Here is a 26543-nt window from a genome sequence, read left to right as displayed (position 1 = left end):
CCCCAGCCCCTCCCCTGAAGGGGAGGGGAGAACACCGCTACAGCCCGATGATCGAGATCTGCCGCCCGTAATCGGGCTCGCCGCGATGCGTCGCGCGGCGGTAGCTGAAGAAGCGCGCTTCGTCAGCATAGGTGTCGAGCCCGAGCATTGCGACGCGCATCACCCCCGCAGCAGCAAGCCGGTGCGCGACATAGGCTTCGAGATCGAACTGGAAATGCCCCGCACGACCCTCGGCGAAGAAGCGCTCGTTCGCCGGATCGTCGGCCTCGAACCGCTGCGCGAAGCCTGTATCGACCTCGTAGCTCGCGCGCGCGATGCACGGGCCGATCGCCGCGGCGATCCGCTCGCGCTTGGCGCCGAGCGCTTCCATCGCGAGGATCGTCGTGTCGGTCACGCCGCCGAGCGCGCCCTTCCACCCGGCATGCGCCGCGCCAACCACCCCCGCCTCGCGGTCGGCGAGCAGCACCGGCGCGCAATCGGCGGTGAGGATGCCGAGCGCGAGCCCCGGCCGGTCGGTCACCAGCGCATCGGCGCGCGGGCGCAGGGCTTCGTCGAAGCTTCCGCGCACCGTCACGCATTCGGCGGAGTGGATCTGGTAGAGCGTCACCAGCGTCGCACCCGGGACGACCGCCTCGGTCGCGCGCGCGCGGTTCTCGGCGACCGCGGCGGCATCGTCGTCGGATCCGATCCCGACGTTCAGCCCGGCATGAACCCCGCCCGAAACGCCGCCGATCCGTCCGAGAAACCCGTGCGCGACCCCCGCGAGCGTCCGCGCGGTGATCACCTCGACGGGTGTGCTCACAGCACCAGCCGCATCAGATTGTCGTCATCGACCGTCTCGCCGACGCGGAAGGCAATCCGCCCGATATCCTCGAAGCCGTATTTCTCGTAGAAGCGATGTGCGCGGTGATTGTCGACATAGACGCTGAGGATCACCTCGCGCGCGCCGTGTTCGCGCGAGAAATCGAGCGCCCAGGCCATCAGTTCCTGCGCGACGCCCTGGCCGTGCCAGCCCGAGAGCACGTAGAATTGATAGAGCTCGATCGCATCGGGGCGCCATTCGCCGGGGAAGGTGACCGGGCCCATCTTCACATAGCCGACGATCTCGTCATCGGCGAGCGCGAGGCGGATCGTGAAATCGGGATCGGACAGCTGCGACGGCAAGCCGTTCGGCCCGAACGCTTCGTCGAGGAACGCCGAGAGATCTGCGTCGCTGTAGAGCGTTCCGAAGGTCTCGGTGAACGAGCGCCGCGCCATGGCGGCGAGTGCCGGGCCGTCGATCGTGCGCGCGTCGCGATAGGTGATCATGCAAAACCTGCGGGGTTGGGCCAACCCGGTGCGGACACGGCGAGGACCTGGAAAAGGTCGCCCATTTCCCGTGTCAGCCGCGCTTTGTCGAGCGCGATTTGCTCGGCGCGGCCGGGTGCGGCCTTCGACAAAGCGGCAGCGCGGGCGTCGATGCCGAGTGCTGCGAGGAACGCGCCCTGGCCGATCGGCCCGGCGACCGCCGCGCGCTCGACCAGTGCGGCGGCGGCGAGTGTACCGAAATCGACATGCGCGGTGAGATCCTGCTCGCCGGGGTGTTCGTACGGGTTGGCAAACGCATGGCCGCGCACCGCCTGCAGCGTGTCGCCGAGCGCGGGTCCGTCATAGCCATAATCGACCGCCAGCAGTGCGCCGCCCTGCGCGACGATCCGCTGCGCGAGGCTGCGCAGGATCGCGACGCTGGCGGGGGAGGTCTCGATCACCGATCCCGGCGTCGCATCGCGCAGCGTCTCGGGGACGACTGCATCGGGGATCTGCTTGCCCGCGATCGGCAGGAACAGCGTGTCCTGGCAGGCGACGAGCCGCTCGAACCAGCCATCGGCGCGCTTGACCAATTGCCGGACGGGAAGCGCGTCGAAGAATTCGTTGGCGACGATCAGAAGTGGGAGGTCGCTCGGCAGCGTGTCGATCGAATCGTGCCAGGTCGCGCCGGGTGCGCGGGTCGCTTGCGCGGTGCGCAGCACGGGGCTGGTCTCGACGAAATGGACCGGCGGGGTGAAGCCGGCCTTGGCCATCGCGCGACACGCGTCGGCGGCGAGCGTCCCGCGGCCGGGGCCGAGCTCGACCCATGCGACGTCTGGGCGGCCCGCGCGGTCCCACAGGTCGGCGCACCACAGGCCGATCAGCTCGCCGAACATCTGGCTGATTTCAGGGCTGGTGGTGAAATCGCCGCCCGCGCCGAGCGGATCGCGCGTCGCGTAATAGTGCGCGTTGGCGGCAGCCATATACTGCGCGAGTGAGATCGGCCCGGCGAGCGTGATCGCGCGGGCGAGGCGGTCGGCGAGGGGGGCTCCTTCTTCCCCCCTCCCGCTTGCGGGAGGGGCCGGGGGAGGGGCGTCTGAAACGGGCACTGTCATGGGTTGCTCACTGCCCTCCCCCAGCCCCTCCCGCAAGCGGGAGTGGAGCAAGAAGGGCGCATCCCGCTTGCGGGAGGGAGGCAAGCAGCGAGATTACGCCACGCTCTGCCCGCCCGCGATTGGCTCGACGCGGTGGCGGCGGCCCTTGGCGGTTAGGACGAGATACAGCCCGCCGACGATCATCGGCAGCGTCAGCACCTGGCCCATGTGAATCGTCGTCGCAAAGAACGTTCCGCTGAACTGCGAATCAGGCTCGCGGAAGAATTCGACGATGAAGCGCGCGAGGCCGTAGCCGAGCAGGAACAGCCCGACGAGCTTGCCCGGCTCGTAGCGCGCCTTGGTCTTCCAGAAGGCGAACCACAGGACGAGGAACAAGGCGATCCCCTCGAGCCCCGCCTCGTACAGCTGGCTCGGATGCCGCGCGGGTTCGATCATGCCGGTCTGCACCGTGTCACGGAACACGATCGCCCATGGCACGTCGGCGGGTTTGCCCCACAATTCGCCGTTCACAAAATTGGCGATCCGCCCGAAAAACAGCCCGAACGGCACCACGCAGGCGAGATAATCGTGGATTCGCAGCCAATCGAGCTTCTGGCTCCGCGCGAACAGGATGATGCCGATCGACGTGCCGATCATCCCGCCATGGAACGACATGCCGCCATCCCACAGCTTGAACAGCCCGAGCGAGGTCAGCAGGTGCGGCGCGTAGAAGATCGCATAGCCGAGCCGCCCGCCGAGGATGATGCCGAGCGTCGCGTAGAACACCAGATCGTCGGCATGACGCCGCGCCATCGGGCTGCCGGGCTGCGCGATCAGCTTTAGCAGATACCACCAGCCGAGCAGAATTCCGCTGATATAGGCGAGCGAATACCATTTGATCTGGAAGAAATGCAGGTCGATCGCGACCGGATTGAGGTGCAGATCGGTAAAATGTAGGTGCGGATCGACGCCTGCCGTAGCGGCAGCGAGGATGGGGAGGGCGGCAGTCAGGAACAAGGCTTTTCCCCTGGAATTTGCGCCTCCATAATGGCGCCAGGCGATAAGACCAAGTGGAGAGCGCGAATGCCGAGCAAACTCGATCAACGGATGGATTCCGCGCTCGCGCAATTGACCGGCGCAGGCGGTCCGCTGGCGCTCGGCAGCGTGCACGTCGACGGGAACGATCTCCCGCTGATCACCGGCGTGCCGCAGACGCTGCCGCCCTATTTCGCGCATTACTGCAACGAGCATGCCGCCAAGACCTTCCTCGTCGCGGGCGACGAGCGGCTGACCTTTGCCGAGGTCTATGCTGCGGCAGCGCGCGTCGCGGCGACGCTGGTCGGTGGCCACGGCGTTGCGCCGGGTGACCGGATCGGGATCGCGATGCGCAATTCGCCGTCGTGGATCGTGCTCTACATGGGCATTACGATGGCGGGCGGCGTGGCCACGCTGCTCAACGGCTGGTGGCAGTCCGAGGAACTCGCCGCGGCGATGGCCGATGTCGAATGCAGCCTCGTCTTCGCCGATCCGCCGCGCACCAAGCGGCTTGCCGCGATCGCCGATCTCGAGGTGGCGGTGGTGACGATCGAGGACAGCCAGCCGCTCGCCGTCGCGCTGGCCGCCTTGCTCGGCTCGAGCGACGCCGCGCTGCCGAGCGTCGCGCCGACCGATTCGGCGACGATCCTGTTCACCTCGGGCTCGACCGGCCAGTCGAAGGGCGCGATCAGCAACCATCGCGCGGTGACGCAGGCGGTCTACAATTATCTGGTCCAGGCGCTCGTCATGCTGTCGATCTCGACCGCCGACGGCGCCGCGCCGCCGACGCAGCATGCGACCTTGCTCAACGTGCCGCTGTTCCATGTGACGGCGGAGGTGCCGGTGTTCCTCCAGAGCTTCGCCATGGGGCGCAAGCTCGTGCTCATGCCGAAATGGGATGCCGAGGAAGCGATGCGGCTGATCCAGGCCGAAACCGTCACCTATTTCGTCGGCGTGCCGCTGATGAGCTTCGAGATCCTGACGCACCCGAAGCGCGCCGACTACGATCTGTCGAGCGTGTCCGATTTCGCGGCAGGCGGCGCGCCGCGCCCGATCGAGCATGTCCGCCGCATCTCCGAGGAGATGGGCGGGCCAAAGCCGCTGCTCGGCTACGGCCTGACCGAGACCAATGGCGCGGGCTGCGGCAATTTCCGCGACAATTACCTCGCCAAGCCCAATTCGACCGGCCGCGCCTCGCTCCCGCTGATCGATCTCGCGATCGTCGACGGCAACGGCAAGCCGGTCGCGCAAGGCGAGCGCGGCGAGGTCGCGATTCGCTCGGTGTGCAACTTCACCAAATATTACGGCCGCCCCGATGCGACCGCGGCGGCGTTCACGGCCGATCGCTATTTCCTGACCGGCGATATCGGGTATCTCGACGAGGACCGCTATCTGTTCATCGTGGATCGCAAGAAGGACATCATCATCCGCGGCGGCGAGAACATCTCGTGCCAGGAAGTCGAGGCGGCGATCTACGAGCATCCCGCGGTGGCCGAGGCAGCGGTGTTCGGCCTAGCCGACGAGCGTTTCGGTGAGGTGCCGGGCGCCGTTGTCCTGCTGCGCGACGGCGCGGCGCTGAGCACCGAGGATCTCTGCGCCTTCCTGTTCGAGCATATCGCGGCGTTCAAGGTGCCCGCGAGGATCTGGTTCGTCGATCAGGCGCTGCCGCGGCTCGGCACCGAGAAGATCGACAAGGTCACGCTCCGCGCGACCTATCGCGCGCTCGCCGCGGCGGGGGGCTGAGCCCCGCCGCGTCCGCGGCTATTGCAGGTGCGCGTGCTGGTATGTGGTCGATCGCACCGTCAGCGCGGTCTCCTCGGGCCGATAGGTCAGCAGCCGCCGTCCGAGCCGCGGGCCGATCCAGCGCTCGATCCCCATCGCCAGGCTGAAGCTCGCCGGCACGATCACCAGCGTCAGCACGGTCGAGAGCAACAACCCGCCGATCACGGTGATTCCCATCGGCGCGCGCCAGGAGCCGTCGCCGCCGAGCGACAGCGCGGTCGGCACCATGCCGGCGACCATCGCCACCGTGGTCATCACGATCGGCTGCGCGCGCTTGTGCCCGGCATCGAGGATCGCGACGAACGGATCGACCCCCTTCGCCATTTCCTCGAGCGCGAAATCGATCAGCAGGATCGAGTTCTTGGCGACGATGCCGAGCAGCATCAGCAAGCCGATCAGCACCGGCATCGAGATCGGGTTGCCCGTCACCAGCAGTGCGAGCAACCCGCCGAGCGGCGCCAGCATCAACGAGCCGAGATTGACGAACGGCGCGAGGATGCGGCGGTAGAGCAGCACCAGCACCGCGAACACCAGCAGGATGCCCGACACCACCGCCGCGATGAAATTGTTGATCATCTCGGTCTCGAACTTCTGCTGGCCGAGCGTCAGCTTGCCGACGCCGATCGGCAGGTTGCGCAGGATCGGCAGCGCGTTGATCTGCTCCATCGCGGTGCCGCTGACGACGCCCGGCGCGCGATCGGCGCCGATCGTGATCTGGCGCTGCTGCGCGACGCGCTCGATCTTGGTCGGCCCCGCGCCGAAGCTGATCGCGGCGAGCAGCCCGAGCGGGACCGAGCCGCCGCTCGCGGTCTGCACCGGCAGGTTCTGGATCGTCGAGAGCCGCGTGCGCGCATTCTGGTCGAGCGCGACGCGGATCGGGACTTGCCGGTCGCTGAGCGAGAATTTCGCGCTGTTCTGGTCGATGTCGCCGAGCGTCGCGACGCGGATCGCGCTCGACAGCGCCGCGGTGGTGACGCCCATGCTCGCCGCGAGATCCATATGCGGCGTGATGACGATTTCGGGGCGCTGCAGGTCGCCGATGATGCGCGGCGCGGTGACCGTCGGGAGGCGGCCCATCTGGCCGACCAGCGTCACCGCGGTCTTGCGCAGCAAATCGGGGTCCGAGCCCGCCAGCGTGATCGACAAATCGCGCCCGCTGCTACCGCCATTGTTCGAGCGGAACGCGACGCGCGCATCGGCGATCTGCGCGAGCTGTGGGGCGAGCGCGCGTTCGAACGCGTTGCTCGATTGCGTCTTGCCGGGCTTGAAGATCGCGGTGACTCGCCCGCTGCCGACGTTTGCGCGCTGATAGGTCGTTTCGACATCGGGCTGGCGCTTCAGCAGCTGCGCGACTTGATCGACCACGGCTTGCGTCTGCGCGAGCGTCGAGCCGGGGACGAGTTCGATCGTGGCGGTCGAGGCATCGTTGTCCTGGTCGGGCTGGAAGGTCATCGGCAGCGCGCCCGCGCACACCACCGTCAGCGCGAGCGCCGCCATCCCGCCGACCACCGCCGACCAGCGGTGCATCAGCGTCCATCGCAGCACCGCCATATAGAGGTCCATGATCCGCCCCTCGCCATGCGCATGGCTCCCGTGCGCCTTGAGGAAATAGGCCGCGATCATCGGCGTGACGAGACGCGCGACGGCGAGGCTCATCAGCACCGCGACGACGATCGTCAGGCCAAAGTTCTTGAAGAACTGGCCCGAAATCCCCGGCATCAGCCCGACGGGCAGGAACACCGCGACGATCGCCATCGTGGTGGCGAGCACCGCGAGGCCGATCTCGTCGGCGGCGTCGATCGCCGCCTGATAGGCGGATTTGCCCATCCGCATGTGGCGCACGATATTCTCGATCTCGACGATCGCGTCGTCGACCAGCACGCCCGCAACCAGGCTGAGCGCGAGCAGGCTGATGCCGTTGAGCGTGAAGCCCATCAAGTCCATCACCCAAAAGGTCGGGATCGCCGAGAGCGGGATTGCGAGCGCCGAGATGACGGTCGAGCGCCAGTCGCGCAGGAAGACGAACACGACGATCACCGCGAGCACCGCACCCTCGATCATCGTGTCGATCGCCGAGTGATATTGCATCTCGGTATATTTGACCTGGTTGAAGATCAGCTTGAAATGCACCTTGGGAAAGCGCTTCTCGAGCGCGGCGAGCTTGGCCTCGGCGCCGTGGAACACCGACACGTCCGACCCGCCCTTCGCACGCTGGAAATCGAAGCTCAGGACCGGCCGCCCGTCGAGTGCCGAGGCCGAGCGTTGCTCGGCATAGAGATCGCGCACGACGCCGAGATCGTCGAGCTTGACCGTCCGGCCATTGCCCGCGCTGATCAGCGTGCGGCCGAGCTCGGACGCGGTGTGGGCGTTGCCGAGCACGCGGACCGCCTGTTCCGATCCCGCGATCTGCGCCCGCCCGCCCGCGGCGTTGAGGTTGACCTGGCGCAATTGCAGATTGACGTCGCCCGCGGTCAGCCCCTGCGCCTGCAGCTTGAGCGGATCGAGGATCACGCGGATCTCGCGATTGACCCCACCGTTGCGATCGACATTGGCCATGCCGGGGACCGACAGCAGCTCCTTCGCCACGGTATTGTCGATATACCAGCTGAGCTGCTCGATCGTCATGTCGGTGCCGATCGCGGCATAGCTCGCCAGGTCGTTGCCGGTCGTGTCGGCGCGCGCGATCTGCGGCTCGAGGATTCCGTCGGGTAGCGCGCTGCGCACTTGCTGCACCGCGCCGCGGACGTCCTCGACGGCGCGGTCGATCGGGGTGCCGATCGCGAGCTGGATGACGGTGGTCGACTGGCCCTCCGACACCGTCGAGTTGATCTGGTCGATCCCGGCGAGGCTGCGCACCGCGGCTTCGATCTTGAGCGTGACTTGGTTCTCGAGCTCGCTCGGCGCCGCGCCGGGCTGGCTGACCGAGACGATCACCACCGGGAAATCGATGTCGGGATTGTCGTTGACCTGCATCCGCGCGAAGCTGACCATGCCCGCGACGGTCAGCATCGCGAACAGCACCAGCGCCGGGATCGGGTTGCGGATCGACCAGGCCGAGATATTGCGGAAGCTCACAGGCGGTACGACATCATTGGGGTGAGCATGGCCGGCATTCCGTGCGATTAGGATCGCCTGCGCTATAGTGTACTATATCAGCAACACATAGCGAAATCTGCGGTGACCGTTGTCAGGTGTTCAGCGCGCGAATCATTCCAGGCTTCCGCGCATCGCCGCGCCCGCGACGAACGGCGCACCCGCGAGCAACACGAGGCTCACCGCGCCGAGCAGCTTGACCGCCTGCACGCCGCCTTCGATCGAGCCTGCGCCGAAGATCAGCAGCGGCACCGCGAGCGGAAGCATCACCAGCCCCGCGACCGCGCCTGCCCCGCGCAACCCGGTGACCAGTGCCGATGTCGCCACCGCGAGCGCGGCGAGGCCGGGCGTGCCGATCAGCAACCCGAGCTCGACCGCCGCCAGCGTCTCCGCCGGCAAGCCGAGCAGTCCGGCGGCCAGCACCGTGGCGACCATCAAGGGCGGACCGAAACCGAGCCAGTGCGCCGCGATCTTCGCGGTGGCGACCGCCGCCATGCTGAACCCGCGCACCGACATTTGGTCGAGCACGCCGCTTTCGGCATCGGGGCCGATCAGCCGCTCGACCGGCATCAGCGCGGCGAGCAACGCGGCCGCCCAGATCACCCCGCCGCCGATCCGCGCGAGCAACGCGGTGTCGGGGCCGACCGCGAACGGAAAGAGGATCGTGACGAGCAGGAAGAAAGCGAGCGCATTGACGATCCCGCCGCTTGCCCAGGCGATCCGCACGTCGCGCGCGACGAGGGCGAGCAGGCCGCTCATCCGAGCACGACCGGCATCGCATCGGGCAGCGCGATCGGCAGATGCGTCGCCACGGCGACCGCACCGCCAGCGGCGCGGTGCGTCGCGATCAGCGCTTCGAGTAGGCCGACGCTCGCGACGTCGAGGCCGTTGCCCGGCTCGTCGAGCAACCACAACGGCGCACCGCTTGCCACGACGCGCGCCAGCGCCGCGCGGCGCCGCTGCCCGGTCGAGAGCAGGCGCACCGGCACCGCGGCGATTGTGGCGAGCCCGACCGCATCGAGCGCCTTTGCAACGCGTTCGGTCGCGCTGGCGGGGGCGGGGTCGAGCGTCGCCCAGAAGTGCAGCGCCGCGCCGAGCGGTCGCGCAGCATCGAGCGCGGCGGCTTCCGCCATCAGCGCGCGGTGCGGCGGGACGGTGACCGCGCCATCGGCCGGCCGCAGCAAGCCCGCCGCGATGCGGATCAGGCTCGACTTGCCGACCCCGTTCGGCCCCGACACCAGCACCGCGCCCCCCGGCGCGACGGCGAACGAGACGTGTTCGAACAGCATCCGCCCGCCCCGAAGGCAGGCCACGTCGCGGAAGGCGAAGACGGGCGTCACGCCGCGCCCGCCGAATCCTCGAGCGCGTGCATGTCGTCGTCGGACAGCCCGAAATGATGCCCGATCTCATGGATCGTGACGTGCGCGACGAGCGCGTTGAGATCGACCCCGGTCTCGATCCATTCGTCGAGGATCGCGCGGCGATAGAGATGGATCCGGTCGGGCAGGCCACCGCTGTCCATCGACGATTTCTCGCCGACCGGGCGGCCGTGATAGAGCCCGGTCAGATCGAGCGGATGCGCGATGCCGAGCGCGTCGAGCGTCTCGTCATCGGCGAGATCCTCGACGATCAGCACGACATCGCCGAGGTGTGCGCGGAACTCGGCGGGGAGCCCGGCGATCGTCGCGCGCGCGATCGCTTCGATCGTGGCGGCGTCGGGCGGGTTACGCGGTTGATCGGCGGGCGGCATTGGCTATGCCTTACGGCGAAGGCGCGCCGTGCGCCAGCAGGAGAGCAAGCGTGCACGTTGAACCGCTGAGCGAAGACGACCGGGCAGAGGCGCTCGATACGCTCGACGAATGGGACTATGACGAGGCGCGCGACGCGATCACGCGGCGCTTCACCTTCGCCGATTTCAGCGAAGCGTTCGCCTTCATGACGCGCGTCGCGCTGCTCGCGGAGAAGGCCAATCACCATCCCGAATGGTCGAACGTGTGGAACCGCGTCGATGTGCTGCTCACCACGCACGATGCCGGCGGATTGTCGCACAAGGACGTGGCGCTGGCCGAGGCGATCGACGCTTTGCTTGGCTGATTATTGGGCTGATTATTGGGCTGAGCCGATCGTCCCGCGGCGCATCCGCTTGCGCAAGCTGCCCGGCATCCAGCGCGCGGCGAACGCCATCTTGTCGGCAGTCTTGCCGACATAGGTGTGGACTTTGTCGCCGTGGACCGCATCCCACGCCGCCTGCGCGACCTTGTCGACATTGGTCAGCTCGAGACCGGCGTTGGTGACGACTTGCTTGATCGAGTAATTGCTGTTGCCCGCGGGCGTCGCGAGCAAAGGCGTGTCGATGAAGCTCGGGACGAGATCGCGCACCTTGATCCCGGCGCCATACCATTCGCCGTCGAGCGCCTCGGTCAGCGCGCGGACGCCGAACTTGGTGGCCGAATAGACCGGCAGGCCCGAGGAGCCGTAGATCGCCGACGCCGACGCGGTATTGAGCAGGCACGAGCCCGGCGTGCGCGCGAGATAGGGGTAGCCGATCTTCGCGCCGTTGAGCACGCCGACGAGGTTGATCGCGACGACGCGGTCGAGATCATCGAAGCTCATCTCGGCGATCGGGCCGCCGGAGCCGATCCCGGCATTGTTGAACAAGACGTCGAGCCGGCCGCCCGTCGTCGCGGTGAAGGCGTCGAGGTGCGCGACCCAGGCGTCGCGGTCGCGCACGTCCATCGTATAGGTCTCGACCATCCCGGCGGGCAGCATCGCGGCGGTGGCGGCAAGCCCTGCGGTGTTGACGTCGGCGAGCCCGACCCGCCAGCCGCGCGCCGCGAACAGCTTGGCGGTCGCCTGGCCGATCCCCGATCCCCCGCCGGTGATGAAAATTGCCTTCGGCGTCTCAGTCATGTTGCATCCTATCCGTCATGCCCGTTTCGTCCCGACATGCCCGGGCCGCTCAAGCGTTGGCGGCGAGTGTGCGATACGCGGGCGCTTGGGACAAGCCCGGGCGAACCAAGGTTTGACGCTCCCGCAAAGCTCCCGCACAAAGCGTGCGATGTCAGTCCAGTCCCCCGGCCCCGCCGTCGCCTTCGATGGTGTCACCAAAGCGTATGCCGGCGGGACGATCGCGGTCGACGGCGTGTCGGTCGAGATTGCGGGGGGGAGCTTCGTCGCGCTGGTCGGCAGCTCGGGGTCGGGCAAGTCGACCTTGCTCAAGATGATCAATCGCCTGATCGCGCCCAGCGCGGGCGAGGTCCGCATCGGCGGCGTGGGCGTCGGTGACGAACCGCCGCACGTGCTGCGCCGGCGGATCGGCTATGTCTTCCAGAATATCGGGCTATTCCCGCATATGACGGTGGGCGAAAACATCGCGATCGGTTTGCGGCTGGCAGGCGAGAAGATGCATGCCGAACGCGTCGCAGAATTGCTCGATCTGGTCGAACTCCCGCGCGAATTCGCGCTGCGCCGCCCCGATGCGCTGTCGGGCGGGCAGCGCCAGCGTGTCGGCGTCGCGCGCGCGCTCGCGACCGCGCCGGGGCTGCTGCTGCTCGACGAGCCGTTCGGCGCGCTCGATCCGGTGACGCGCGACCAGCTGGGGACCGCGATCCGGCAACTGCACGACCAACTCGGCCTGACGACGATCATGGTGACGCACGACATGGCCGAGGCGCTGATCCTCGCCGACCGCGTGCTGGTGATGGACAAGGGGCGGATCGTCGCCGATGCCACGCCAAAGGCGCTGCTCGCGGGCGAAGGCGGGCCGGTCGCCGCGGCGCTGGTTGCGGTGCCGCGCGAACAAGCGCGCAAATTGCAGGCGCTGGAGCAAGGCGCATGAGCCCGTTCGTCGAAGCACTTACGCGCGTCCCGCCTTTGCTTGCGGCGCATCTGCTCCTGGCGGCGTCGGCGTTGCTGCTCGGGCTTGCGATCAGCCTGCCGCTGGCGATCTGGTCGGCGCGAAAGCCCGGCGTAGCGCGGGTCGCGTTGGGGTTTGCAAGCCTCGTCCAGACCGTGCCGAGTCTTGCCTTGCTCGCACTTTTCTATCCGCTGCTGCTGTTCGTGTCGGGGCTGGTCGGTGGCGGGATTCCCGCGCTTGGTTTCCTGCCGTCGCTGCTCGCGCTGACGCTCTATGCGTTGCTGCCGATCCTGCGCAATGGCGTGACCGGGCTGCTCGGGCTCGACCCCGCGGTGATCGAGGCGGCCGATGGCGTCGGGATGACCTCGTGGCAGAAGCTCCGGCTGGTCGAGGCGCCGCTCGTCGCGCCGGTGCTGATGGCGGGGATCCGGACTGCGGCGGTATGGACGATCGGTGCTGCGACGTTGTCGACCACGGTCGGGCAGCCGAGCCTTGGCGACATGATCTTTGCCGGGCTCCAGACGCAGAACTGGGCGCTGGTGCTCGCCGGCTGCCTCAGCGCGGCGGCGCTGGCGCTCGCGGTCGATGCGTTGCTCGGGCTGATCGAGCGCGGCATCGCACAGCGCAAGCGTGGGCGGGTATGGGCGGCGAGCGGCGTGCTGCTCGTCGGCGTGCTGCTCGCGCTGACGCCGCTGTGGCCGCGTTCGGGCGATACGATCACGATCGGCGCGAAGAATTTCGGCGAGCAATATATCCTCGCGCGCGTCATCGGGCATCGGCTCGAGCGCGCGGGCTATCATGTGCAATATCGCGACGGGCTCGGTTCGGCGGTGGTGTTCGGCGCGCTCAAGACCGACGCGATCGACGTCTATGTCGATTATGCCGGCACGATCTGGACCAACGAGATGAAGCGCCGCGACATCCCCGCGCGCCCTGCGATGGTCGCGGCGATCGGCGACTGGGCGGCGAAGACGGCGCAGGTCCGGCTGCTCGGTGCGCTCGGGTTCGAGAATGCCTATGCCTTTGCGATGAAGGGCGCGGCGGCCAAGGCGAGGGGCGTCGCATCGCTCGACGATCTCGTGCGCGTCGCGCCGCAACTGACGCTCGGCGCCGATCTCGAATTTCTCGAGCGGCCCGAATGGGCGGCGGTGCAGCGCGCCTATCCGCTCAAGTTCGGCGCGTCGCACGCCTACAGCCCGACCTTCATGTACCAGGCGCTGGCGAGTGGGCAGGCCGATGTGATCTCGGCCTTCTCGTCCGACGGGCGGATCGCGGCGCAGCACCTCACCGTGCTGAGCGACCCGCGCCATGCGATTCCGGGGTATGACGCGATCTTGATGGTCGCGCCCGGGCGGGCGAAGGATGCGAAATTCGTCGCCGCGTTGCAGCCGATGGTCGGGCGAATCCCGGTCGAGGCGATGCGCGCGGCGAATTATCAGGTCGACCGCGATGCCGACAAGGCGACGCCCGATGCCGCCGCGCGCTGGCTGGAGCGCAAGGTCGGGTTGTAGCGCGAGTAGCCCCTCCCCTTCAGGGGAGGGGTTGGGGTGGGGACGTAACGGGCGCTAGGTCTCTGCGAGGCACGGCCCCACCCCCGTCCCCTCCCCTGAAGGGGAGGGGAGGAAATTAGCGGGTGGCGGTCACGAAATAATCGAGCTTGGTGTCGTCGCTCAGCACGAAGCCCTTCGCCACCGAGAAGCCCAGCCCCCGCACATCGACAACCTTGAGCCCGGCCGCGACGACCAGTTCGGTCAGCGCCTCGGGCGTCAGGAACTTGTCCCAATCATGCGTCCCGCGCGGGATCGTGCCGGTCCCTTCCGCAAAGGTGATCAGCGCAAGGCGCGACAGCGCCGTACGGTTCGGCGTCGACAGCACCAGCAACCCGCCCGGCGCGAGCGCGCGGGCCAGCCCGGCGACGAACCCCGCCGGATCGGTGACATGCTCGATCACCTCGAGGCTCGTCACCAGATCGAACGTCTCGCCCGCCAGATTCTCGACGCTGCCGGTGCGATAGGCGATCGCCAGCCCCGATTGCACGGCGTGCGTCGCCGCCACCGCGACATTCTCCGCCGCCGCATCGAGCCCCGTCACCGCCGCCCCCAGCCGCGCGAGCGGTTCGCACAGCAGCCCTGCGCCGCACCCGACATCGAGCGCGTGCTTGCCGGCGAGCGGGGTGAAGCCCGTGTCATCGCCGAGCCAGTGCGCGTCGATCCGTTCGCGCAGATAGCGCAGCCGCACCGGATTGAGCCGGTGGAGCATCGCCGACGAGCCCTTGGGATCCCACCATTCCGCCGCCATCGCGCCGAAATGGGCGGCCTCGGCCGGGTCGATAGTGGTTGCAGACGTTACGGTTGCGCTGTTCATGCCCGCTTTCTATCAGGACCGCCCGCATAGCCCAAGCCCCACCTCAAGGACTTCTGCCACCCATGGCCCGTATCGTGATGAAATTCGGCGGCACCTCGATGGCCGGGATCGAACGTATCCGCAGCGTCGCCGCGCGGGTGAAACGCGAAGTGGCGGCGGGCAATCAGGTCGCCGTCGTCGTCTCGGCGATGGCGGGCGAGACCGACCGGCTCGTGGGCTTCTGCCGCGAGGCGTCGTCGCTCTACGATCCCAAGGAATATGACGTCGTCGTCTCGGCGGGCGAGCAGATCACCAGCGGCCTGCTCGCGATCGCGCTGCAGGCGGCGGGTGTCCCTGCGCGCAGCTGGCTCGGCTGGCAGCTCGCCATCTCGACCTCGGACGCGCATGCCTCGGCGCGCATCCAGGACATCGACATGGCCGCGCTCGAGGCGAGCCTCGCCGCAGGCGAAGTCGCGGTGATCCCGGGGTTCCAGGGCGTCGACGAGCATGGCCGCGTGACGACGCTCGGCCGCGGCGGATCGGACACGTCGGCGGTCGCGATGGCGGCGGCGATGAAGGCCGATCGCTGCGACATCTACACCGACGTCGACGGCGTCTACACCACGGATCCTCGCATCGTGCCGCGTGCGCGCAAACTGAAGAAGGTGACGTACGAGGAAATGCTCGAGTTGGCCTCGGTCGGCGCGAAAGTGTTGCAGACCCGCTCGGTCGGCCTCGCGATGAAGGAAGGCGTGCGCGTTCAAGTGCTGTCTTCGTTCACCGGCGAGGATGCACCGATGGCGGATACATTGCCCGGCACGATGATCGTGGGCGAAGATGAGTTTTGGGAGGAGATCGACGATATGGAAAGCCAGCTCATCACCGGCATCGCGCACGACAAGAACGAAGCCAAGATCACGCTGGTCGCGGTTCCCGACAAGCCCGGCGCGGTCGCGGCGATCTTCGCGCCGCTCGCGCAGGCGAACATCAACGTCGACATGATCATCCAGAACATCGCGCATGCCGCGGGGTCGACCGACGTGACCTTCACCGTTCCCGCCGCCGATCTCGCGCGCTCGATCGAAGTGCTCAACCAGGGGCGCGAGGCGATCGGGTTCGCCGAGCTGGTCCACGACACGCGCGTCGCCAAGATCTCGGTGGTCGGCGTGGGCATGCGCAGCCATGCCGGCGTCGCCTCGACGATGTTCACCACGCTCGGCGAGCGCGGCATCAACATCCAGGCGATCTCGACCAGCGAGATCAAGGTCTCGGTGCTGATCGAGGAGGATTATACCGAGCTCGCGGTGCGCGTGCTGCACACCGCCTATGGCCTCGATGCGGAGGACGTCGCCGCCTGAACCGCGGCGCGCTCAGTCGTGGCCGAGCAGCTTGGTCGCGAGCTTGCCCACGAACGTCACCGGATCGCGCCCGCGGCCATAGCCGAAGTGGCGCATCTCGGATTTGTTGCAGTCGCGCTGGCCGGCGAACATGCCGCATGCGCCAACCGGGGTGAGCGCCGCCATCCCGGTGCCGCGTGTGACGCGCGCGTCGTCGGGTTCGTCGTCGGGATTGGCCCAGCCCTCGGCCGCCATCGGCGTGCGATCGTGGCGCGAGGCGCAGACGACGATGGCGGCGGAGGTCGACGCCGCGGCGCAACGTTGCAGGATGGCGAGGCGGTCGCGCGCGGGCAAATGCGCGAGATCGAAGTCGATCGGCAAGGCCGCGCCCGCGCTCTGGAGGATCAGCATCAGCACCACCGACATCGGCCATCCTCCGCGCTGAGGACGGAGTGGCGACAGATCGCGGCGGAACGATGGCAAACCTTTGCAGAAGCGCGGCTATTTCCGAGAGAAACGCCCGATCATTCTTTCCGCGCGTACGGCCGGCTCGCGATGCCCGACCAGTCCTGCTCGCCCATCCCGGCATCGACCGCGACATCCATCCGCGTGCGCACCGCGTCGAGCACCGGCAGCGTGATCTGCGCCGCATCGGCGAGCTCGGTCGCGAGCCGCAGGTCCTTGAGGCCGAGCTTCATCTTGAAGCCCGGCGTGAAATCGCCCGAGACGATCTTGGGCGCATAGCTTTGATAGGCGCGTGCGCCGAACAGCGTGCCGGTCATCAAGTCGAGGAAGGTGTCGGCCGCGACGCCATTGTCGCCCGCCAGCGCGACGCCCTCGGACATCGCCTCGATCGCCATGGTGATCATCATGTTGCCCGCGATCTTGGCGGCATTGGCTTGGGCGGGTTCGGTGCCGAGCGGCCAGACCTTGGTCGAGAGCGTCTCGAGCAACGGGGTGATGGTGGCAACAGCGTCTTCGGGCCCTGCGACGACGACATTAAGCTGCGCCGCGGCGGCGGCATCGGGGCGGCCGAAGACGGGGGCGGCGACGTACGCCAGGCCGCGCTCGGCATGGTCTGCCGCGAGTGCCTTCGAGAAGGCGACCGAGATCGTCGCGGCGACGATATGGATCAACCCTGCGCGCGCCGTGTCGAGTGCGCCCGAGTCGAGCAGCACGCTGCGGATCGCGGCATCGTCGGCGAGCATCGTGAACACGACTTCGGTGTCGAGCGCCGTGTCGACGCTGTCGACGATCGTGACGCCGGGGACTTCGGCTGCGTCGACCGGCGAGCGGTTCCACGCGTGGACCTGATGCCCCGCCTTGGCGAGGTTGACGGCCATAGCGCTGCCCATCTTGCCGAGCCCGATGAAACCGATCTGCATGTTGAGGATCCTGTCTGGAGAAGCTGCAAGCGCAAGCGTTTGGCGGGGAGGGAGGTTCCGGGGTCGGATGTGGTCGAAGGAAGAAGGTCGAAGGAAGAAGAAGGCCCTCACCCAACCCTCTCCCGCGAAGGGCGGGAGAGGGCTTGCATGTGGCGAGGGCTGCTTCTTTCTTAGCCCTCTCCCGCCTGCGGGAGAGGGTTGGGTGAGGGCCTTCTTCTTCTTCTACTCCCCGATCAAATGCACCGCCACCCGCCGCCGATGCGCATTCGTGCGATGTTCGAACAGATAAATTCCCTGCCACATTCCCAGCACCGGCCTCCCGCCCACCACCGGAATCGACAAGCTCGTCGCGGTCAGCGCCGCGCGCAGATGCGCGGGCATGTCGTCGGGCCCCTCATCGTCATGCTCATACCCCGCGCTCTCCGGCGCGATCTTCGCAAAATAGCGCTCGACGTCGCGCTGCGCGGCGGGCGCCGCATTTTCCTGAATCAGCAACGATGCCGAGGTGTGGCGGACGAACAATGTCAGCAACCCCGTCTCGATCGCGCTGTCCGCGACCCAGCGTACTACCGCGTCGGTCATCTCGTGGAGGCCTTGTCCGGGGGTCGCAATCATCAGTTCGGTCGAAGTCTGTCGCATGACGCGGGCTTGCCCCAAAGCCCCGCGCGCGGCTAGGCCAGCGCGCATGAACGAAATCTCCTCGACCGGCGCAGCGCGCCTCGCCCGGCGCATGGCGCGCGGTTCCGCATTTCTTGGCTCGGAGGTCGCGATCCTGTGCGGCGCGATGTCGTGGGTGTCAGAGCGCAACCTCGTCGCCGCGGTGTCGAACGCGGGCGGCTTCGGGCTGATCGCATGCGGCGCGATGACGCCCGAGCTGCTCGACCGCGAGATCGCCGCGACCAAGACGCTGACCGACAAGCCGTTCGGCGTGAACCTCATCACGATGCACCCCGCGCTGTTCGACCTGATCGACGTGTGCAACCGCCACGGCGTGGGCCATGTCGTGCTGGCAGGCGGCCTCCCGCCGACGGGATCGATCGATGCGATCAAGGCGAACGGCGCGAAGCTGATCTGCTTTGCCCCTGCGCTGTCGCTCGCCAAGAAGCTGATTCGCTCGGGCGTCGACGCGCTCGTCGTCGAGGGGATGGAGGCGGGCGGGCATATCGGCCCGGTGTCGACCAGCGTGCTCGCGCAGGAAATCCTCCCCGAAGTCGCCGACAAGGTGCCGGTGTTCGTGGCGGGCGGAATCGGCCGCGGCGAGGGGATCGCGGCGTATCTCGACATGGGCGCGGCGGGCGTCCAGCTCGGCACGCGCTTCGTCTGCGCGACCGAGAGCATCGCGCATGCCAATTTCAAGAAGGCGTTCCTGCGTGCATCTGCCCGCGATGCGGTGGCGAGCGTGCAGATCGATCCGCGCCTGCCCGTCATCCCGGTGCGCGCGCTCAAGAATGCCGGCGGCGACCTGTTCACCGCCAAGCAGCGCGAAGTCGCGCAACTGCTCGACGAGGGCAAGGTCGCGATGGCCGAGGCGCAATTGCAGATCGAGCATTATTGGGCGGGCGCGCTGCGCCGCGCGGTGATCGACGGCGATGTCGAGCATGGCAGCCTGATGGCGGGCCAGTCGGTCGGGATGGTGACCAAGGAAGAGCCCGTCGCCGAGATCATCGCGCTGCTGATGGCCGAGGCTGCGGCGGCGCTCGAGCAGCGCGCAGCCTAAAGGTTGCGCGCGACGCGTGCGGCGTTCGCCTTACGCAAGTTAAAGATACAAATTAGGTCAATATCAGGGGTGTTGATTGGGCCGAGGTCCTTCCGTGTCTCGGTCGACCCGCCGCCACTATAGGTGGCGGCGATGGTAAAAAGCCCTGAAATATGCCACAAGACATCGATCTCGAGTCGTTGGTCATGGCCAACGATCCATCGGATACTGTTTAGCGTCGTACAGCGTCTATCGATACTCTTGATGGGGTTGGCCGATGACGACGAACTTGCTCGATGTGCAGGAGGCGCTGCAGGCAAAGGGCTTCGATCCCGGGCCGCTCGACGGCGTGCGCGGGCGAAAGACGATCGCCGCGATCCTGGCATTCCAGTCCGCCGCAGGACTGATGCCCGATGGGATCGTCGGGCGGCAGACGCTCGCCAAGCTGATCCCCGGCACCGATCCCGCGACGCTGACGCTCGCCTCGACGATCCCCTGGCTTGCCGAGGCGTATCGCTTGCTCGGGTTGAAGGAAGATACTGGCGCCGGCAGCAACCAGCAGATCCTGGAATGGGCGCGCGATCTGCACATTGCATACGACGACGACGATGTTCCGTGGTGCGGGCTCTTCGTCGGCCATTGCATCGCGTCGCAACTGCCGCGCGAGCCGCTCCCCGCCAACCCGCTCGGCGCGCGGTCGTATGAGACATTCGGCAAGAAAGTCGCGCCGCAGCCGGGCGCTATCATGGTGTTCTGGCGCGAGTCGGAGGGCAGCGGCAAAGGCCATGTCGGCTTCTATGTCGGCGAAGACCAAGTCGGCGATTTCCTGATCCTCGGCGGCAATCAGGGCAACGCGGTGTCGATCATCGGCAAGCCGCGCGAACGGTTTCTCGCCGCGCGATGGCCGAACACCGCCTTGCCTGCGACGGGCGGGCCGGTGCTCGCGCAGGTTCCGGGTGTCGGCAACCAGGTCGAAGTCTGACGCGGCGCACGGTCCATCGGTTCAAGTGCCGAGCCTCCGCCCGCAGCCTCGTCGTTCCCCGGCAGCGGTTGATCGAGCGCGCGGATCACCGCGTCTCGGCATCGCCGACCTCCGCCCGGTAACGCCGCATTAACCCTGTCATGCGACACCCAAGTCCCGGACTGGAGTTGCGTGATGAGATGGATTCGAATTTCGGCGTCCGCGCTGTTGCTGGCTGGAGTCGCGGTGATGAGCGGATGCGCATCGCATCGCTTGCCATCGGTCGCGACGGTCACGCCGCCCCCCGTGGCGATCGCCGCCACGGCGCCCCCTGCGGGCAGCTATCCCGGAATGCCGATCCCCGCGCGCCTCGCCGACGGATCGTACGCCACGCCCAATCGCGCGCTCAGCGCAGCGGCGACCGTCTGGCACTTTCGCGCCGGGCTCAACGTCGCGGCGCTCGCGTGCCGCGGCCCCGGCGATGCGCTCGTCGCCGCGCGCTACAATGCAATCCTCACGCGCCAGAGCAGCGTCTTGCGCGACTCCGAAGCAAGGCTCGCCGACGAATATCGCAGCGGCGGCGGGACCGCGTGGCGCGCGCGCTACGACCATGCGATGACCGTGCTCTACAATTTCTTCTCGCAGGGCTTTGCGCACGACACCTTCTGCGCGTCGGCGACGCAGATTCTCGCGGAGAGCGAGACGATCGCACCCGCAGCGTTCCCCGCCTTCGCGGCGGCGCGCCTGCCGGTGCTCGACGGCGCCTTTACCGATTTCTACGCGCGCTACGATCGCTGGCGCGCGGGCGCAGCGCCGGCTGCGATCACGGCACCAGCGCCGCCGCCGATCGTCGCGCAGCGCCGCGCAGCGCCGCGCGCGACGCCGTGGATCCAGCTCGATCAAGTCGCGTTGCTGCCCGATCCCGAGGGGCGCGAAGTCCACGGTGGTGCGCCGCGCACGCTCGCTGCGACGCGCCCGCGCCGCTGAGTCAGCGCTGGCCGACGACCATGCGCAGCGCGCCGAGGTCGCCCGAGACGAGATAGACCGCGATGGCCGCCCCGCCGCCGAACACCACGGCGATCGCGACCGACGCCAAGCCGGCAATGACGCCGCCTTGCCGCCGCCTCGCGAAGCTGCTGCGCTGGCTCGGCTTTCCGAGCTTGAGCTCGGCATAGCCCGCACCCGCGCCGCCGAGCGCGGTCATGATCACGGTGATCAGCGCGCCAAGCGGCGTCTGCCAGGCGAGCCCGATCGGCAGCACCAGCGCGAACGGCGCCGCCATCGCAAACGCCGCAAGCAGCTTCGCGCGGTTGATCTGCTCCTTGCTCACCGGCGCGACCGCGAGCAGATCGGGCGCATCCTCCGCCGACACCGTCAGCCAGGCAAAGCTGCCGACGAGCTGGCTCGCGATCAGGACGCTGGCAAAGGCGAGGGCTGGCGGCACCGGCACCGCATGGCGGCTGCCGAGCATCGCGAGCACGAGCGGCGCCATGTAGATCAGCCGCATCACGATCTGGAAGGCGAGCGCGGGATCGCGCGCGAGCAGCCGCCATTCCTTGGCGAAGATCGATCGCGTCAGCTCGGCATGGAACAGCCGCTGGCTCGCGCGGCCGGTCGGCTTGCTGCGCGACAGGCGGTTGCCGCCGTCTTGATAGCCCGACAGGAACAGCCGCTGGAGCGTCAGCCCCGCACCCGCAAACAGCAGCAGCGCGACGCCAAGCAGGATCGCGATCGCCAGCGGATCGCCGAACGCGGCGCGCCCCGGCAGGCTGCTCAGGCCGTGCGTGCCGAACCCGTTGGCACGCAGCCGCTCGAAGTGCGCGACCATCGCGCTGCCCTTGTGGTCGGCGCGCGGATAGATTTGCGAGGCGAGGAACACCGCGCCGCCGAGCAACGCCGCGAGGATCTGCCCGAAGGTGCGCGCGGCCCGTGGGCCGACCAGCGTCGCGACAGCGAGCGTCAGCGCGATCCCGAGGGCGCTCGCGGTCAAGGCGAGCGCGACGAGCAGCGCCACCACGCCGAACAACTGCGGGTGACCGAGCACGGCGACGGGCACGACGATCGGCAACAGCAATACGGCATAGGTCAGCGCGATCGTCGCGGCGATGCCGAGCATCTTGGCGAGCAGCACGCTGCTTTCGGGGATCGGCGCCGAGAAGAGCAGAGCCAGGTCGCCCGTGTCGTACAGGCTGCGCTGGCTGCCGAGAACCGCTTGCGCGGTCATGAAGCTCAGCATGAGCGCGCTCACGCCAAGCGCCGCGATGCGCAGTTCGGGCAGGACGGGGATCGCGGTGTCGCGCGCCGCCCAGCCGATCAGGCAGCCGATCGCCAGCCATGCCGCGATCAGCAGCCAGCCGATCACCTGCGTTGCGCCGAGCCGCGCGAGCAAGCCCCGCCGCCCGCTGGAACTGCGGGCGCGCACCGCCAGCCGCACTTCGTTCAGCGCGAGCCAGCCGAACGAGCCCGGCGGGACGTGACGCATCGCCCAGTTCACGCGGCGACGGCGTCCGGCGTGGTCAGGCGGATGAACGTGTCCTCGAGCGTCATCCCCTCGGTCCCCGCACGATCGCGCAATTCGTCGAGCGTGCCCGCGGCGAGGAGCTTGCCGCCGCCGATGATGCCGATCCGGTCGGCCATCCGTTCGGCGACCTCGAGGATGTGCGTCGTCACGATCACGGTCTTGCCGGCATCGACCGCGCTGCGCAGCGCATCCTTGACCGAGCGCGCCATGCTCGCATCGAGCCCGGTCAGCGGCTCGTCGAGGATCAGCAATTTGGGATCGTGGATCAGCGCGCCGGCAAGCGCGACCTTCTGCTGCATGCCGCGCGAAAAACCTTCGCAGCGCGTGTCGCGTTGCTCCCACAGGTCGAGCCAGTGGAGCAGCCGGTCGGCTTCCTGCGCGGCATGCGCCGGGTCCATCCGCCACAGCCCGGCGACGAAGGCCAGATATTCGAGCGGGCTGAGCTTGTCGTAGAGCATCGGCTCGTCGGGCAGCCACGCGGTGATCGCCTTGGCGCCGAGCGGATCGCGGCGTGCGTCGACGCCGAAGATCTCGATTGATCCGGCGTCTGGCTTGGCGAGCCCGGCGACCATCCGCAACGTCGTCGTCTTCCCGGCGCCATTCGGCCCGAGCAGCGCATAAAGCTGTCCCGCGGCGATATCGAGGTCGAGCCCCGCGATGACGGGCTTGTCGAACGCCTTGGCCAAGCCTCTGATCCGCAGCGCCAAAGGGGAAGAGAAATCGCTCATGTGTCCTGTTTAGGCGATACACTCGGATCGTCCAGCCGAAACAGGGCTTCGACGGGACGATCGAGCGCGACGGCGAGTTTCAGCGCGAGAATCGTCGAGGGAACGAAGATTCCATTCTCCACGGTGTTGATCGTCTTGCGACTGACGCCGACGCGCTCGGCAAGCGCGGCCTGCGTCAGGTCGAGCCGTTCGCGTTCGGCCTTGAGCGTGTTGTGGAGTGTTTCGGCCATTCAGCGCGCGGCCTGCAGTTCGAGCGTCGCGAGCCGGACCTGCGCCGCGACGATCGCCGTGGTGAAGATGATCCGCGCGCTGTCGCTTGCCGAGAGCAGCCCGGGAACGTCGCCGATCGCAAGCATCGCGGCGGCGGCGAGCAGGCCCGCCCAGAAGCCGATCGCACTGCTTGCGCGGCGATGCTCGCGCGTGACCTCGTCCTCGAGCAATTGTGCGAGCGGGCCGTTCTTCAACCGTGTCACCAGCGGCGAGAGATAGAGCACCGAGACGAGCGTGAAGCCGAACCACATGCCCTGGAAGAAGGAGCCCCGCGATGTCGCGAAGGTGAGGCCGAGCAACACGACGGTGAGGCCCGCAAAGGCGTATAGGCCAAGCGCGCGCGCGCGCGCCTTGCGTTCGGCGAGTTCGATCATTCCCATCATCATTCCCCTTTCGAGTCGTAACCTACGGGTTACATGTAACCTAAGTGTTACATCGCCGCAAGCGCCGTAAAGGGTTCCCTCGCTTGCCCGGTTAGATTAACAGCCGGGGCATGACGACGGCCAGCGACCTCGATCAGCCCGCGCAAGGCCGCATCGTCGGAACCGTCCACCGGTTTCCGCTGCGCGTCTATTTCGAGGACACCGATCTTTCGGGAATCGTCTATCACGCCAATTACCTGCGCTACATGGAGCGCGCGCGCTCGGACATGTTGCGCGTCGTCGGGATCGACCAGCGCGCGCATCAAGAAGCCGGCGGTGGAGCCTATGCGGTGACCGCGCTCGCGATCCGGTATCGCGCGCCGGCCAAACTCGACGACGCGCTGATCGTCCTGACGACGCTCCAGAATGTCCGCGCGGCATCGGTCGATATTCAGCAACGAGTCATGCGCGGCGAGACGATACTCACCGAGGCAGACGTCACCGCGGCCTTGGTCGCGACAACGGGCCGGCCGCTGCGCCAGCCGAAGGAATGGATCGCGGCGTTTGCCCAAGCGATGGGCGAACGCGCGATGGGATCAGGGGATAGCGCCACGTGAACGAAATCATGCTCAACACCGACGCAACCACGCTGTCGCCGATCGCGCTGTTCCTCCAGGCCGACTGGGTGGTGAAGACGGTAATGATCGGTCTCTTGGCGGCGAGCGTGTGGACCTGGGCGGTGATCCTCGGCTTCTTCTTCCGGCTCGGCGCCACGCGTCGCAAGACCGCGGCATTCGAGCGCGATTTCTGGAAGGCCGAGGATATCGACGCCTTCCACCGGCTGCACAATGAGAGCGATCTGCCGATCGCGCGCGTGTTCACCGCGGGCGTCGCCGAGTGGCGCCGTTCGACGGTCGGCGGGCAAGTCGACCGCGGCGGCACGCGCGAGCGGCTTGCGACGGCGATGGGCGCGGCGGTCGCCAATGAGATCGACCAGCTGTCCGATCGGTTGAACATCCTCGCGACGGTCGGCTCGGTCGCGCCGTTCGTCGGGCTGTTCGGCACGGTGTGGGGGATCATGCGCAGCTTCACCGGCATCGCGCAGGCGCAGAACACCTCGCTTGCCGTCGTCGCGCCGGGCATTGCAGAGGCGCTGTTCGCGACCGCGATCGGCCTGTTCGCGGCGATCCCGGCGGTGATTGCGTACAACCGCTTTTCGCATGGCATCAACCGCATCGAGGCGCGGCTCAACCGCTTCGCCGACGGTTTCCACGCGACGCTCAGCCGGCAGCTCGAGAGTGAGGTGCGCCGGTGAGGGGCTGCGGCAAATCCCCCTCCCGCCTGCGGGAGGGGCGTAAGTCATGTCGATGAACCTCCCGTCGCAGCGCGGCCGCGGGCGTCGCGCGCCGATGGCCGACATCAACGTCACCCCACTGGTCGACGTGATGCTGGTGCTGCTCATCATCTTCATGGTCACCGCGCCGTTGCTCACCGCAGGCGTGCCCGTGACGCTGCCCGACAGCCGCGCCAAGGCGCTCGACCAGGACCAGAAGCCGCTCGTCCTGTCGCTCGACGGCGCGGGCAAGCTGTTCCTCGACAAGGATCCGCTCAGCGAAGCGATGCTGCCCGACGTGCTCGCCCAGCTTGCCGCCAAGGGCGATCCGGCCAAGCCGCCACAGGTCTTCCTGCGCGCCGACCGCAAGCTCGATTACGGGCACGTCATGCGCGTGATGGGCGAGCTCAACCGCGCCGGCTATAACCGCGTTGCGCTGGTGACGGTGGGCCAGGACGGCCAATGACGCGATCGGAGCGATACGGACTCGGGGCGGCCGTGCTCGGCCATGTCGCGTTGTTCGCGCTCTTGTCGCTTGCCTGGAGCAGCGCGCCTACCCCGCCGCCGATGAACAAGCCGATCGAAGTCTCGCTGGTCGACGACGTCGCGCTCGACCAGACCGCACCCGCCGCGCCTGAGCCGCCTGCGCAATCCGCCGCGCCCGATCCCGGGCCCCCCGCCGAGGCGCCGCCGCCCGAAGCGGAAGAGGTCGCGCCCGAGCCGGCTCCACCCAAGCCTGCGCCGGTGGTACCCAAGCCCGCGCCGCCGAAGCCTGCACCCAAGCCGGCGCCGAAACCCGAGCCCAAGCCCGACGCAGTGCCGCCGCCCAAGCCCGCGCCGAAGCCCAAGCCTGCGCCCAAGAAACCCGCCGCCGAGAAATCGGAGGCGGCCGACAAGCCCGCTGTCAAGCCGGCACCCGCCAAGGCCGCGCCCGCGAAGGCCGCACCCGCCAAGAGCGCGGCGTCGACCAAGGCGGTGGCGACCGCCAAGGCGACGGGTACCAATCCAAAGGCGACCAAGGCCAAGCCGACCGGATCGCTGCTCGACGATGATTTCCGCAAGGGCCTGACGCAGTCGCCCTCCAAGGCCAAGGCGTCCGAAGCCGCGCCCGGCGCGACGATGGATGCCAAGGCCGCCGCCGACATCGGCTCGGCGATCCGCCGCCAGGTCCAGCCGTGCGCCGATCGGCAGGTCAATCCGGGCCCCGGCGCGTCGCGTATCGTCGTGACGATCCGGCTGTCGCTCAACCGCGACGGGTCGCTCGCTGGGCGGCCGACCGTGTCGGACGATCATGGCGGGGTCGATGACGAGAACCGCCGCTATGTCGACACGGTCGATCGCAACGCGATCGCGACCTTCGCCGGCTGCGCGCCGCTGCGTGGGCTGCCGCCCGAGCTTTACGACGTGCCACGCGGGTGGAAGACCTTTATCCTGCGCTACAAACTTCCCGGCTGAGGAAA

The 26543-nt window shown here is 68.0% G+C and carries 29 protein-coding genes; 12 read left to right on the top strand and 17 right to left on the bottom strand.

Annotated elements, in window-relative coordinates; translation table 11 throughout:
* Positions 1–37 precede the first annotated feature (37 nt).
* From pgeF to lgt, 4 genes are all read right to left on the bottom strand, one after another.
* The gene (gene pgeF / locus IE187_RS10965) at positions 38–802 is read right to left on the bottom strand and encodes a peptidoglycan editing factor PgeF (RefSeq protein WP_189676307.1); all 765 of its coding nucleotides are present in this window, start codon (positions 800–802) and stop codon (positions 38–40) included.
* On the bottom strand, positions 799–1308 hold the full coding sequence (locus IE187_RS10960) for a GNAT family N-acetyltransferase (RefSeq protein ID WP_133191540.1): 510 nt from the start codon (positions 1306–1308) through the stop codon (positions 799–801). The genes pgeF and IE187_RS10960 overlap by 4 nt, the downstream gene beginning before the upstream one ends.
* Entirely contained in the window at positions 1305–2402 is a 1098-nt protein-coding gene (locus tag IE187_RS10955; RefSeq protein ID WP_438810926.1) for a class I SAM-dependent methyltransferase, read from the bottom strand. Before IE187_RS10955 ends, IE187_RS10960 begins: the two co-directional genes overlap by 4 nt.
* A gap of 93 nt (positions 2403–2495) precedes the next feature.
* On the bottom strand, positions 2496–3398 hold the full coding sequence (gene lgt / locus IE187_RS10950; protein ID WP_189676306.1) for a prolipoprotein diacylglyceryl transferase: 903 nt from the start codon (positions 3396–3398) through the stop codon (positions 2496–2498).
* A 66-nt stretch (positions 3399–3464) separates the two neighbouring features.
* On the opposite strand from lgt, the gene IE187_RS10945 reads away from it, so the two are divergent.
* Positions 3465–5159 carry a class I adenylate-forming enzyme family protein gene (locus IE187_RS10945; RefSeq protein WP_189676305.1) on the top strand — a complete coding sequence of 565 codons (1695 nt, stop codon included), beginning with the start codon at positions 3465–3467 and terminating at the stop codon, positions 5157–5159.
* Between the two features lie 18 nt (positions 5160–5177).
* On the opposite strand, the gene IE187_RS10940 is transcribed toward IE187_RS10945, so the two are convergent.
* The 4 genes from IE187_RS10940 to IE187_RS10925 form a co-directional block, all read right to left on the bottom strand.
* Positions 5178–8273, bottom strand: coding sequence for an efflux RND transporter permease subunit (locus IE187_RS10940; RefSeq protein WP_189676304.1), 3096 nt, complete (start codon positions 8271–8273; stop codon positions 5178–5180).
* Between the two features lie 132 nt (positions 8274–8405).
* Positions 8406–9050, bottom strand: coding sequence for a heme exporter protein CcmB (locus tag IE187_RS10935; protein ID WP_189676303.1), 645 nt, complete (start codon positions 9048–9050; stop codon positions 8406–8408).
* The gene (gene ccmA, locus IE187_RS10930) at positions 9047–9631 is read right to left on the bottom strand and encodes a heme ABC exporter ATP-binding protein CcmA (RefSeq protein ID WP_189676302.1); all 585 of its coding nucleotides are present in this window, start codon (positions 9629–9631) and stop codon (positions 9047–9049) included. The genes IE187_RS10935 and ccmA overlap by 4 nt, the downstream gene beginning before the upstream one ends.
* Positions 9628–10041 (bottom strand): metallopeptidase family protein, encoded by a 414-nt coding sequence (locus IE187_RS10925; RefSeq protein ID WP_189676301.1) that lies wholly within the window; start codon positions 10039–10041, stop codon positions 9628–9630. The genes ccmA and IE187_RS10925 overlap by 4 nt, the downstream gene beginning before the upstream one ends.
* Before the next feature lie 50 nt (positions 10042–10091).
* Here IE187_RS10925 and IE187_RS10920 point away from each other — a divergent pair, with 50 nt between their 5' ends.
* On the top strand, positions 10092–10385 hold the full coding sequence (locus tag IE187_RS10920; RefSeq protein ID WP_189676300.1) for a 4a-hydroxytetrahydrobiopterin dehydratase: 294 nt from the start codon (positions 10092–10094) through the stop codon (positions 10383–10385).
* Between the two features lie 12 nt (positions 10386–10397).
* On the opposite strand, the gene IE187_RS10915 is transcribed toward IE187_RS10920, so the two are convergent.
* Positions 10398–11201 (bottom strand): SDR family oxidoreductase, encoded by an 804-nt coding sequence (locus IE187_RS10915; protein WP_189676299.1) that lies wholly within the window; start codon positions 11199–11201, stop codon positions 10398–10400.
* Between the two features lie 148 nt (positions 11202–11349).
* Here IE187_RS10915 and IE187_RS10910 point away from each other — a divergent pair, with 148 nt between their 5' ends.
* Together IE187_RS10910 and IE187_RS10905 are read left to right on the top strand one after the other, a co-directional pair.
* Positions 11350–12129, top strand: coding sequence for an ATP-binding cassette domain-containing protein (locus IE187_RS10910; protein WP_189676298.1), 780 nt, complete (start codon positions 11350–11352; stop codon positions 12127–12129).
* On the top strand, positions 12126–13658 hold the full coding sequence (locus IE187_RS10905; RefSeq protein WP_189676297.1) for an ABC transporter permease/substrate-binding protein: 1533 nt from the start codon (positions 12126–12128) through the stop codon (positions 13656–13658). The genes IE187_RS10910 and IE187_RS10905 overlap by 4 nt, the downstream gene beginning before the upstream one ends.
* A 115-nt stretch (positions 13659–13773) precedes the next feature.
* On the opposite strand, the gene ubiG is transcribed toward IE187_RS10905, so the two are convergent.
* Complete coding sequence (gene ubiG, locus IE187_RS10900; RefSeq protein ID WP_189676296.1) at positions 13774–14511, bottom strand: bifunctional 2-polyprenyl-6-hydroxyphenol methylase/3-demethylubiquinol 3-O-methyltransferase UbiG; 738 nt, start codon at positions 14509–14511, stop codon at positions 13774–13776.
* 62 nt (positions 14512–14573) lie between these two features.
* Between ubiG and IE187_RS10895 the strand changes: the two genes are divergently transcribed.
* Positions 14574–15848, top strand: coding sequence for an aspartate kinase (locus tag IE187_RS10895; RefSeq protein WP_189676295.1), 1275 nt, complete (start codon positions 14574–14576; stop codon positions 15846–15848).
* A 12-nt stretch (positions 15849–15860) separates the two neighbouring features.
* Here IE187_RS10895 and IE187_RS10890 read toward each other — a convergent pair whose 3' ends face one another.
* From IE187_RS10890 to IE187_RS10880, 3 genes are all read right to left on the bottom strand, one after another.
* Positions 15861–16253 (bottom strand): hypothetical protein, encoded by a 393-nt coding sequence (locus IE187_RS10890; protein ID WP_189676294.1) that lies wholly within the window; start codon positions 16251–16253, stop codon positions 15861–15863.
* Between the two features lie 98 nt (positions 16254–16351).
* Positions 16352–17212, bottom strand: coding sequence for an NAD(P)-dependent oxidoreductase (locus IE187_RS10885; RefSeq protein ID WP_189676293.1), 861 nt, complete (start codon positions 17210–17212; stop codon positions 16352–16354).
* Between the two features lie 222 nt (positions 17213–17434).
* Positions 17435–17851 carry a secondary thiamine-phosphate synthase enzyme YjbQ gene (locus IE187_RS10880; protein WP_189676292.1) on the bottom strand — a complete coding sequence of 139 codons (417 nt, stop codon included), beginning with the start codon at positions 17849–17851 and terminating at the stop codon, positions 17435–17437.
* Positions 17852–17897: 46 nt separating this feature from the next.
* Here IE187_RS10880 and IE187_RS10875 point away from each other — a divergent pair, with 46 nt between their 5' ends.
* From IE187_RS10875 to IE187_RS10865, 3 genes are all read left to right on the top strand, one after another.
* Positions 17898–18929 carry an NAD(P)H-dependent flavin oxidoreductase gene (locus IE187_RS10875; RefSeq protein WP_189676291.1) on the top strand — a complete coding sequence of 344 codons (1032 nt, stop codon included), beginning with the start codon at positions 17898–17900 and terminating at the stop codon, positions 18927–18929.
* 256 nt (positions 18930–19185) lie between these two features.
* Positions 19186–19890: an NlpC/P60 family protein gene (locus IE187_RS10870; protein ID WP_189676290.1), complete on the top strand. Its 705-nt coding sequence runs from the start codon at positions 19186–19188 to the stop codon at positions 19888–19890.
* 174 nt (positions 19891–20064) lie between these two features.
* A complete protein-coding gene (locus IE187_RS10865; protein ID WP_189676289.1) occupies positions 20065–20856 on the top strand; it encodes a hypothetical protein in 792 nt (263 codons plus the stop codon).
* Position 20857: 1 nt separating this feature from the next.
* Here the strand turns inward: IE187_RS10865 and IE187_RS10860 are convergent, their stop codons facing one another.
* From IE187_RS10860 to IE187_RS10845, 4 genes are read right to left on the bottom strand one after another with little or no spacing between them, the layout of a single operon-like run.
* Complete coding sequence (locus IE187_RS10860; protein ID WP_229839369.1) at positions 20858–22351, bottom strand: hypothetical protein; 1494 nt, start codon at positions 22349–22351, stop codon at positions 20858–20860.
* An 8-nt stretch (positions 22352–22359) separates the two neighbouring features.
* On the bottom strand, positions 22360–23118 hold the full coding sequence (locus tag IE187_RS10855; RefSeq protein WP_189676287.1) for an ABC transporter ATP-binding protein: 759 nt from the start codon (positions 23116–23118) through the stop codon (positions 22360–22362).
* Complete coding sequence (locus IE187_RS10850) at positions 23115–23348, bottom strand: helix-turn-helix transcriptional regulator (protein WP_189676286.1); 234 nt, start codon at positions 23346–23348, stop codon at positions 23115–23117. Before IE187_RS10850 ends, IE187_RS10855 begins: the two co-directional genes overlap by 4 nt.
* Complete coding sequence (locus tag IE187_RS10845; protein ID WP_133191558.1) at positions 23349–23768, bottom strand: hypothetical protein; 420 nt, start codon at positions 23766–23768, stop codon at positions 23349–23351.
* A 113-nt stretch (positions 23769–23881) separates the two neighbouring features.
* On the opposite strand from IE187_RS10845, the gene ybgC reads away from it, so the two are divergent.
* Genes ybgC through tolA form a run of 4 tightly spaced genes read left to right on the top strand, consistent with a single transcriptional unit; the run spans position 23882 to position 26538 of the window.
* The gene (gene ybgC, locus IE187_RS10840) at positions 23882–24367 is read left to right on the top strand and encodes a tol-pal system-associated acyl-CoA thioesterase (RefSeq protein ID WP_133191559.1); all 486 of its coding nucleotides are present in this window, start codon (positions 23882–23884) and stop codon (positions 24365–24367) included.
* Positions 24368–24375: 8 nt separating this feature from the next.
* Positions 24376–25065: a protein TolQ gene (tolQ, locus tag IE187_RS10835; protein ID WP_189676644.1), complete on the top strand. Its 690-nt coding sequence runs from the start codon at positions 24376–24378 to the stop codon at positions 25063–25065.
* Between the two features lie 46 nt (positions 25066–25111).
* Positions 25112–25549: a protein TolR gene (tolR, locus tag IE187_RS10830; RefSeq protein WP_133191561.1), complete on the top strand. Its 438-nt coding sequence runs from the start codon at positions 25112–25114 to the stop codon at positions 25547–25549.
* Positions 25546–26538: a cell envelope integrity protein TolA gene (gene tolA, locus IE187_RS10825; protein ID WP_189676285.1), complete on the top strand. Its 993-nt coding sequence runs from the start codon at positions 25546–25548 to the stop codon at positions 26536–26538. Before tolR ends, tolA begins: the two co-directional genes overlap by 4 nt.
* The last annotated feature ends 5 nt before the right edge of the window (positions 26539–26543 follow it).

The sequence above is a fragment of the Sphingomonas glacialis genome (assembly GCF_014653575.1).
In the GTDB taxonomy this organism is placed as follows: Bacteria; Pseudomonadota; Alphaproteobacteria; order Sphingomonadales; family Sphingomonadaceae; genus Sphingomonas; species Sphingomonas glacialis.
The sequence above is the reverse complement of the archived record's forward strand: the minus strand, read 5'-3'. Positions and strand labels throughout refer to the sequence as shown.